The 7,913-nt window shown below is 38.9% G+C and carries 7 protein-coding genes; 4 read left to right on the forward strand and 3 right to left on the reverse strand.

Annotated features, from left to right (window positions below; genetic code table 11):
- Positions 1–75 precede the first annotated feature (75 nt).
- Positions 76–1,491 carry an L-seryl-tRNA(Sec) selenium transferase gene (gene selA / locus V7150_RS18175; RefSeq protein ID WP_335521186.1) on the forward strand — a complete coding sequence of 472 codons (1,416 nt, stop codon included), beginning with the start codon at positions 76–78 and terminating at the stop codon, positions 1,489–1,491.
- A gap of 107 nt (positions 1,492–1,598) precedes the next feature.
- Here the strand turns inward: selA and V7150_RS18180 are convergent, their stop codons facing one another.
- Positions 1,599–1,736: a small acid-soluble spore protein P gene (locus tag V7150_RS18180; protein ID WP_283918471.1), complete on the reverse strand. Its 138-nt coding sequence runs from the start codon at positions 1,734–1,736 to the stop codon at positions 1,599–1,601.
- Between the two features lie 114 nt (positions 1,737–1,850).
- Here V7150_RS18180 and V7150_RS18185 point away from each other — a divergent pair, with 114 nt between their 5' ends.
- The gene (locus V7150_RS18185) at positions 1,851–2,120 is read left to right on the forward strand and encodes a hypothetical protein (protein WP_335521189.1); all 270 of its coding nucleotides are present in this window, start codon (positions 1,851–1,853) and stop codon (positions 2,118–2,120) included.
- A gap of 46 nt (positions 2,121–2,166) precedes the next feature.
- Here the strand turns inward: V7150_RS18185 and sspO are convergent, their stop codons facing one another.
- Positions 2,167–2,319, reverse strand: coding sequence for a small acid-soluble spore protein O (gene sspO, locus V7150_RS18190; RefSeq protein WP_066087231.1), 153 nt, complete (start codon positions 2,317–2,319; stop codon positions 2,167–2,169).
- Between the two features lie 329 nt (positions 2,320–2,648).
- Here sspO and acnA point away from each other — a divergent pair, with 329 nt between their 5' ends.
- Both acnA and abc-f read left to right on the forward strand, forming a co-directional pair.
- Positions 2,649–5,354: an aconitate hydratase AcnA gene (gene acnA / locus V7150_RS18195; protein ID WP_335521191.1), complete on the forward strand. Its 2,706-nt coding sequence runs from the start codon at positions 2,649–2,651 to the stop codon at positions 5,352–5,354.
- Positions 5,355–5,677: 323 nt separating this feature from the next.
- The gene (gene abc-f / locus V7150_RS18200; protein WP_335521192.1) at positions 5,678–7,390 is read left to right on the forward strand and encodes a ribosomal protection-like ABC-F family protein; all 1,713 of its coding nucleotides are present in this window, start codon (positions 5,678–5,680) and stop codon (positions 7,388–7,390) included.
- 266 nt (positions 7,391–7,656) lie between these two features.
- Here abc-f and V7150_RS18205 read toward each other — a convergent pair.
- On the reverse strand, positions 7,657–7,913 hold a 257-nt coding region (locus V7150_RS18205), incomplete at its 5' end, for a hypothetical protein (protein WP_335521194.1).

The following is a 7,913-nucleotide window of genomic DNA, read 5'->3' on the forward strand; positions in this document are numbered from 1 at the left end:
AGTTGCACTTATGCCTGATAGTAAAGATATACTTTTCTAGCGTCTAAAAGAAGGATTTGTGAAGGAGTTTTTATCGTGAAAGAATGGTTACGTTCAATCCCAGCAGTCCATGAACTTCAAAATCATGGTGAATTTATACATCTTCTTAATGAAAGTCAGCTCGATCATTCTCAGCTTACTAAGCAATTAAAAAATACCCTTGAGCAAATTAGGGATTCCATCATAAATGATCAATGGCAGGGGGCTATTCCTGGAACAACCCAATTCATTGATGAATTATTTATCACTTTGAAAGTTAAAGTAATAAAACAATTTTCTTATACGATTGAAAAAGTAATCAATGCAACGGGTACAATATTACATACCAATCTTGGCAGGGCAAGATTAAGCGAGAACGCGATTCGCCATGTGGTAGAAACGGCACATAATTATTCAAATCTTGAATACAAACTGAATGAAGGGGAACGCGGTTCACGCCATAGTCATGTGGAAGCACTTCTGAGAGAAATTACCGGTGCTGAAGCTGCAATGGTCGTTAATAATAATGCATCCGCCGTCTATCTCGTATTAAGGGCACTCGCTAAAAATAAAGAAGTTATTGTTTCAAGGGGACAGCTTGTTGAAATTGGTGGCTCCTTCCGCATCTCTTCAATCATGGAAGAAAGTGGCGCGACACTTAAAGAAGTGGGAACAACCAATAAGACACATCTTTACGATTACGAGAATTCTGTTTCTGCTGAAACCGCAATTGTTATGAAGGTCCACACGAGTAACTTTAAGGTAGTCGGATTCACAAAATCTGTCGAAACGGAAGAGCTGATAGATTTAACGAAAAGGCTGGAGGCTGTTGTTTTTTACGAAGACCTTGGCAGTGGAGCACTATATGACTTCCGTAAGCATGGAATTGGTGAAGAACCGGTCGTGAAAGAGGTCATTGAAATGGGGGCAGATGTGGTTACCTTTAGTGGAGACAAGCTTCTAGGCGGACCACAGGCAGGGATTATCGCCGGAAAAAAAGAGGTAATTGACCGATTAAAAAAACACCAGTTAGCAAGAGTTGTTCGGGTTGATAAAATGACTTTAGCTGCCCTTGAGGGTACATTAATCGATTATGCCCGCAGTGAAACTGCGATGAGAAATATTCCCACAATCCGTGATTTATTAGTTTCTCTTAATGAATTAGACGAAAGGTCGAAAGCATTTGTTACAAGGTTGTTACAAAGGACAAACAGCTTTCAGGCAAAAGTTCTACAAGATGCAAGCCAAGTGGGCGGGGGAACGATGCCCGATGTCCTGCTCCCAACTATGGTCATTGCCTTAAAACATGAGTCACTCTCTGCGGAGCAGCTCGCAAGAAAGCTTCGAACAGAATCGAAGCCAGCGATCATCGCACGTATTCAAAAAGATGAATGTCTCCTTGATCTTAGAACGGTGACGCCGGATGAAGAAGATATCTTGCTTGAAGCATTACTAAATGTGAACCCCTCTTAAAGCAAGAGGGGTTTATGGTTCTATTATGAAAATTAATGGTTTGGGCTTTGAGAATTAACAAGCTGGTACAATTAGAGCCTAGGGTTTTATTCGTAATGCTTTTCCTTTTACATATCATGATGTGAGTTGTGTTTCGCTCTGGAATGATTGTTATTCTTTACTTTATGAGAACCGCTCAATGGTACAGGCTGCCCAGACTGCTTTTGTGCATTTTTACGCATATCTTTTCCATCGTTTTTGTTCATTTTTTATCCCTCCTCATTCATTAGGATGCAATCAATAATTCTTTTTATGCCCGAATATTTTTTTCTGATCTGAGCAATTTAATGGGTATACAAAATGAAGGAGTGAGATTATTCATGCAAAAATTTCCTTACAACAAGGACAAACAACAGGCTTTCCAAGCTGCGCAACAAGGATATGAGGAAGCACAAGGTCTTTTTGCGACAATTGTAAGTGATAGTGCCAGTTATGGACATCAACTGAAGCATTTAAAGAACGAAGTAAACGAAGCGTATCAGCAAATAGAAAATGCTCTTGAAGTCGCATCAGAACAGCAAAGAGCACAATTAGAACGTTTCCTACAGGATTTACAAAATATCGTTTCAGAAGTAAATCAGACGGAATAGATAAAGCAGGAGGGGATCCCTACCATTCGGGATTCCCTTCCTGCTTTTATTGATTTTTCTTGCGCTTTTTATTGTTCATTCTCTCTTTTGCCGTTAATTCGGGTTCACTAGCCAATTCCTCATTGAACCCAGCTCCTTTTCCTTGCCCCTTAGCAGCATTCATCCCTGGAATTACATGATTAGACTTTCGTTTTACCATTTCATTCACCTCCCGATACTGTTACTATTTCCTACATACCTTGAAAAATGACAATGAAAAAGTTTTTTGAGATAATAATAAAGAAGATGAGTATTTTCCCTAAACCAATTCTAATCTAGTGTTAATGCGATTTTCATAATATTCCGAACAAATTACATAAAAAACATAAGAAAAACTTATCAATCGCAATAACTTTCTTGTTATTTACTTATGTAAAACGTTGTATTAAGATTAGAATTGTGAGAAAAGTGAAGTTGGATGGGAGAATTCAAACTTTTCGATTTTTCGTTAATTTTGTTTTATTATGACGAATGAGGGGGTTTTTACACATGGTAAAAAATGATGTATTTAACGCACGTGCTTCCTTTGAAGCAAACGGTAAACGCTACCACTATTACCGCTTAAGTGCACTTGAAGAAGCAGGTATAGGCAAGGTTTCTAAATTGCCATATTCCGTGAAAGTCTTACTTGAATCTGTACTTCGCCAATATGATGGCCGCGTAATCACAAAAGAGCATGTTGAAAACTTAGCAAAATGGGGAACTGATGAGCTTAAAGAAGTAGATGTTCCATTCAAACCAGCTCGTGTTATCCTGCAAGACTTTACTGGTGTTCCAGCAGTTGTTGACCTTGCTTCCTTAAGAAAAGCAATGGCTGACCTTGGCGGCGATCCAGATAAAATCAATCCTGAGAAAACGGTTGATCTTGTTATTGACCACTCCGTACAAGTTGATGCTTACGGATCAGCGGATTCATTAAGAATTAATATGGATTATGAATTTGAACGTAATGCTGAACGCTACCAGTTCTTAAGCTGGGCTCAGAAATCATTTAATAACTACCGTGCCGTTCCACCTGCAACTGGGATTGTTCACCAAGTTAACCTTGAATTTTTAGCGGATGTTGTTCATGTTGCTGAAACTGACGGAGAATTAGATGCATATCCTGATACATTAGTTGGTACTGATTCTCACACAACCATGATTAACGGTCTTGGTGTTCTTGGATGGGGCGTAGGCGGTATTGAAGCAGAAGCAGGAATGCTTGGACAGCCATCTTATTTCCCAGTGCCAGAAGTAATTGGGGTTAAATTAATTGGCGAGCTTCCAAACGGTGCCACTGCAACTGACCTTGCTCTTAAAGTAACTCAAGTTCTTCGTAAACATGGTGTTGTTGGTAAATTCGTTGAATATTTTGGCCCAGGGGTTTCTTCATTACCACTTGCAGACCGCGCAACAATTGCCAACATGGCTCCTGAATATGGTGCCACATGCGGATTCTTCCCAATTGATGATGAATCATTAGGCTATCTGCGCTTAACTGGCCGTGATGAAGAACAAGTCAAGGTCGTTGAACAATATTGCAAAGAAAACGGTTTATTCTTCGACCCAGGTTTTGAACCGGTCTATACAAATGTTATCGAAATCGATCTTTCCGCAATTGAAGCAAATCTTTCTGGTCCAAAGCGTCCACAGGATTTGATTCCACTTTCAAAAATGAAAGACGAATTCGTGAAAGCTGTTTCTGCACCACAAGGAAACCAAGGCTTCGGCTTACAAGCTGATGAGCTTGAAAAATCAGCAACGGTTAAATTCCATAATGGTGACGAAACCGATATTAAAACAGGTGCAGTAGCAATCGCATCCATCACAAGCTGTACAAACACTTCAAACCCATATGTTTTAGTGGGCGCAGGACTTGTTGCAAAAAAAGCAGTTGAACTAGGAATGGAAGTTCCTAAGTTTGTTAAAACTTCTTTGGCACCAGGTTCAAAGGTTGTAACTGGATACCTTCGTGATTCAGGATTACTTCCATACCTTGAGCAAATCGGCTTCAACCTTGTTGGTTATGGCTGTACAACATGTATCGGTAACTCCGGTCCATTAAAAGAAGAAATTGAAAAAACAATTGCTGAAAACGATCTTTTAGTTACTTCTGTACTTTCAGGTAACCGTAACTTTGAAGGACGGATTCATCCGCTTGTAAAAGCAAACTATCTTGCTTCACCACCACTTGTTGTCGCATACGCACTTGCTGGTACTGTGAACATTGATTTCGCTTCTGAAGCAATTGGTAAAGATAAAGACGGCAACGATGTCTTCTTCAAGGATATTTGGCCATCCACTGCTGAAGTTAATGATGTCGTAAAACGAACGGTTACTCCTGAACTATTCCGTAAAGAATACGAGAACGTGTTTGGTGACAACGAGCGTTGGAATGAAATCAAAACAAGCAATGAGCCATTATATTCTTGGGATGAAGATTCAACATATATCGCAAACCCACCGTTCTTTGAAGGCCTATCACCTGAACCTGGCAAGGTGGAACCTTTAACAGGACTTCGTGTGGTTGGTAAGTTCGGTGACTCTGTCACAACTGACCATATTTCTCCTGCAGGGGCTATTGGTAAAAATACTCCAGCTGGTAAATACTTGCTTGAAAAAGGCGTACAGCCTCGTGACTTTAACTCCTACGGTTCTCGCCGCGGTAACCACGAAGTTATGATGCGCGGAACATTTGCGAACATTCGTATTCGTAACCAAATCGCACCAGGAACAGAAGGTGGTTTCACTACTTACTGGCCAACTGGTGAAGTTACATCGATTTACGATGCTTGCATGAAGTATAAAGAAAACGGAACTGGCCTGATTGTTCTTGCTGGTAAGGATTACGGAATGGGTTCTTCACGTGACTGGGCTGCAAAAGGTACCAACCTTTTAGGCATTAAAACAGTTCTTGCTGAAAGCTTTGAGCGTATTCACCGTTCGAACCTCGTGTTAATGGGCGTACTTCCACTTCAATTTAAAGAAGGCGAAAGCGCTGAAACACTTGGTTTAACTGGTAAAGAAACAATTGATGTCCAAGTAGATGAAAATGTAAAACCACGTGACCTTCTAAAAGTAACAGCTACAGACGAAGCTGGTAACAAGAAAGAATTCGAAGTACTTGTTCGTTTCGATTCTGAAGTTGAAATTGATTACTACCGTCACGGCGGAATTCTGCAAATGGTTCTACGTGAAAAATTACAAGCTTAATGAATTTATAACATCATGCCGATGTTGGCATGGTGTTTTTTTAGAGGAAACGATTGACAATTTTAATGATTTTTGAATAAAATATAAATAACAAACGAAAAGGAATGGTAAAGAGGCATGAAGTTATAATCTTATTTTTCAGTACATGATTCGTATAAACGAAAAATGAAGAACCTGAAGAATAGGATTAGTCTGTCCTTTTTTATGTCCTGATCGTATTAATAAACCCTTTTAAGGTTTATTTGTTGACCAGTTTTATTGGCAGCGGACGATTATTTTTTTGACATAAACTCTCTTCGGGTTCAAATGAAGGGGGTTTTTTTATGTTTAATAAGCATTCATCCAATTCAGTGATGATAAATGTAAAGGGTTTAGAAAAAAGCTTTAATCTGCAAAAAATCTTGGATAATATTCAATTTGAAATTAAAAATGGCGAGAGAATCGGACTTGTGGGACTAAATGGGACGGGGAAAACCACATTAGCCAATCTCATTTTCGGCAAGATTTTACCAGACAAAGGCGTAATTGAGAAACCAAACGATTTAAGAATAGGATACCTTTCCCAATCGATTGACTATGAAGTGAATGATTTTCATGAATTTTTGTCAGATGCAGCGGATAATAACCTATTTCAGCATGCCAGTGAACTTGGACTCAGAAAAGTATATGACTGGGAGGATAACCGACTGTCCCATTTAAGCGGCGGGGAAAAGCTAAAGATTGCACTGTCATTGGTATGGGCTTCAAAACCAGATTTATTAATTTTAGATGAACCAACCAATCATTTAGATTTTCACGGGATTGAGTGGCTGATTGCCGAATTAGAAAAGTTCCATGGACCAGTTTTAATTATCTCACACGACCGTCATTTTTTGGATAAAACAGTCAATCGAATATTTGAATTAGAAATTGGGAAAATTCATTTTTACAATGGAAATTACAGCAGTTATCAGAAGGAAAAACAGCTGAGAGTAGAAAATCAACGACACCAGTACAATGTCCAGCAGCGCCAAATAAAATTAGTTGAGGAGCAAATGGAACAGTTAAAATCTTGGTCGGAAAATGCTCATCGTAATTCAACAAAACAAGAGGGCTTTAAAGAATATCATCGGGTAAAGGCAAAAAAGCGAGATAATCAAGTGAAATCGAAAATGAAGCGCCTACAAAATGAGCTAGAAAAACATAAGGTAGATAAACCTATTGAAGAAACTAAAGTTCGATTTCAGTTTGAACACCAAGGGAAGAAAGGCAAACGGATTATTGAGGCGAAGAATCTTACTAAAATATTTGACGACAGGACACTTTTTCGAAATTCCAACTTTTACATTAATCAAGGGGAGCGAATTGGATTCTTAGGGGAAAATGGTTGTGGAAAAACAACGTTAATAAAGATGATTCTTGGTGCGGAGCAGCCTTCTGTAGGAGAGCTTTGGAAGAGCGAAACCATCAAGATTGCTTATCTAAGCCAGGATGTTTCTGATTTACCTATTGATAAATCGACTTTGGAAGCACTATGCTATACGGACAAAGAGAGTATTCTTAAGGCAAGAACCTTACTAGCTAATTTAGGGTTAAAAGAAGATCATATATCTAAGCCAATCGGGACCTTAAGTCTCGGAGAACGGACTAGGGTTAAGCTGGTTGATATGTTAATGCAGGAATATGACGTACTTATTTTGGATGAACCAACCAATCATCTTGATTTACCAAGCAGGGAACAGCTCGAAAAAACCTTAAATGAGTTTACTGGCACGATTATTACCGTTTCTCATGATTATTATTTTCTTAATAAAATTTGTAATCGGCTGCTGGTGTTTGAAAATCAACAAATTAAGCGGTTTGAAATGAAGCCGGAGGAATATCTTACTAAAGAAAAGAAGAATGATGAGAATCGTAGAAATGAAGCTCTTATGATTATTGAAAATCGCATAGCCACGATTCTTGGTGAGCTTTCACTAATAGATCAGAGGGATCCAAAATATCTCATATTGGACCGTGAATTTAATCAGCTTCTCAAAGAAAAGAAAAACCTTTGAAACGAGCTTATGGTCATCTAAGTGCTCCTTTAAGTGACCGGGTTGTGTTGATGCTGTAATTTCGGTCACTTAGAAGAGGTCTAGGTGACTCTGAATGAAGTGAAACTCTAAATATGGTCTCGTAGAAGAGCACTATGTGACCGTAAATAATGTGAAAACTTGATTTCGGTCCCAAGATGCAAAACTGTAAAAGCAGGTGTAATCTCACCGCAAAATCACAAAAAATTAGTCAATGAAAACGTAATATGATACGCAGAAAGAATGGCTCAATGTTTTCTCCAAGCCATTCTTTCTTTAATGTTATTTAAAAACCAATATGTGATTGGGACCTTAATCCCTTCATTCGGACAGGTGATGGCAATTTTCCTCTTGTCCTGTCTGAATGAGTCTTGTATTCGGACAGGCGAAAGCAATATTCCTGTTATCTTGTCTGAATGAGCCTTGTATTCAGACAGGCGAAAGCAATATTCCTGTTGTCCTGTCTGAATGAGCCTTGTATTCGGGCAGGTGAAAGCAATATTCC

Origin of the sequence: Neobacillus drentensis, from assembly GCF_036965245.1 — a bacterium.
In the GTDB taxonomy this organism is placed as follows: domain Bacteria; phylum Bacillota; class Bacilli; order Bacillales; family Cytobacillaceae; genus Neobacillus; species Neobacillus drentensis_G.

Bases quoted from the DNA above. Each gene is read 5' to 3' on its own strand.
- V7150_RS18180 (WP_283918471.1), bottom strand. From the start codon at position 1,736: ATGAACAAAAACGATGGAAAAGATATGCGTAAAAATGCACAAAAGCAG.
- sspO (WP_066087231.1), bottom strand. From the start codon at position 2,319: ATGGTAAAACGAAAGTCTAATCATGTAATTCCAGGGATGAATGCTGCT.
- V7150_RS18185 (WP_335521189.1), top strand. From the start codon at position 1,851: ATGCAAAAATTTCCTTACAACAAGGACAAACAACAGGCTTTCCAAGCT.
- abc-f (WP_335521192.1), top strand. From the start codon at position 5,678: ATGTTTAATAAGCATTCATCCAATTCAGTGATGATAAATGTAAAGGGT.
- acnA (WP_335521191.1), top strand. From the start codon at position 2,649: ATGGTAAAAAATGATGTATTTAACGCACGTGCTTCCTTTGAAGCAAAC.